The sequence below is a fragment of the Oleiphilus sp. HI0128 genome, assembly GCF_001635365.1.
Genome location: NZ_LWGG01000682.1, coordinates 1 through 999 on the forward strand (window position 1 = coordinate 1; position 999 = coordinate 999).

1 protein-coding gene is annotated in these 999 nt (G+C 45.0%); it reads left to right on the plus strand.

Annotation, left to right across the window (positions count from 1 at the left end; genetic code table 11):
- Positions 1-145 precede the first annotated feature (145 nt).
- Positions 146-925 carry a twin-arginine translocase subunit TatC gene (tatC, locus tag A3763_RS08450; protein ID WP_068510193.1) on the plus strand — a complete coding sequence of 260 codons (780 nt, stop codon included), beginning with the start codon at positions 146-148 and terminating at the stop codon, positions 923-925.
- The last annotated feature ends 74 nt before the right edge of the window (positions 926-999 follow it).

The following is a 999-nucleotide window of genomic DNA, read 5'->3' on the forward strand; positions in this document are numbered from 1 at the left end:
AGCCCTTACCAAGAGATGAGTATGACAAGCTGTTTCAGGCACCAAAAGAGCCTGATTCGTCAAAAGACCTTCAAAGCAATACGCAAAACGACAAGCCTAAGCAGTCATAACATGGCCTCCGTAATAAGCTAAGCATAGTAAAGACATGAGTAAGACTTCTGACAACGCAACTGAAAACGACACTGTAGTCGACCAAGGCCAGCCTCTAATCAGCCATCTGATAGAATTGCGCACACGCCTCCTGCGTTCTGTGCTTTGCGTTATATTGATCTTCGCAGGCCTTTACTATTTTGCCAACGATATCTACCTGATTGTCTCAGAGCCACTTAGGGTCTTTTTACCCGAAGGTAGCACCATGATCGCGACCGATGTCGCATCACCCTTCTTTACCCCCTTCAAACTGGCTCTAATGACGGCACTGTTTATATCAATGCCTTATGTGCTCTTTCAAATATGGGGTTTTATCGCACCTGCACTCTATGAGAACGAAAAACGGCTCGCCTATCCTTTACTGCTATCGAGCATAATATTGTTCTATCTCGGCATGGCATTCGCTTACTTTGTCGTCTTTCCTTTAGTGTTTGGCTTTTTCACCAGTGCCGCACCTGAAGGCGTCACTGTAATGACCGATATCAGTCGCTATCTTGACTTCATTCTAAAGCTATTCTTCGCATTTGGTTTAGCCTTCGAAATCCCAATCGCAACCATTATTTTGGTTGCGGCAGGTATTACCAGCTCAGCTAGCCTAAGTGAAAAACGCCCTTACATCGTGGTTGGCTGCTTCGTTATCGGTATGTTATTGACGCCTCCAGATGTTATTTCGCAAACTCTTTTAGCAGTTCCAATGTGGGCTCTCTTTGAAGTCGGAGTGCTGTTTTCAAAACTCGTCGAAAAGAAGCGCAACGAAGAACCTGTAAGCGAATAACAATTAGATGAACCTGCTACTGTTATTCCCCGAAAATATGCACAGCGAAACACTGGCTGAGATTTCCGGTCGTC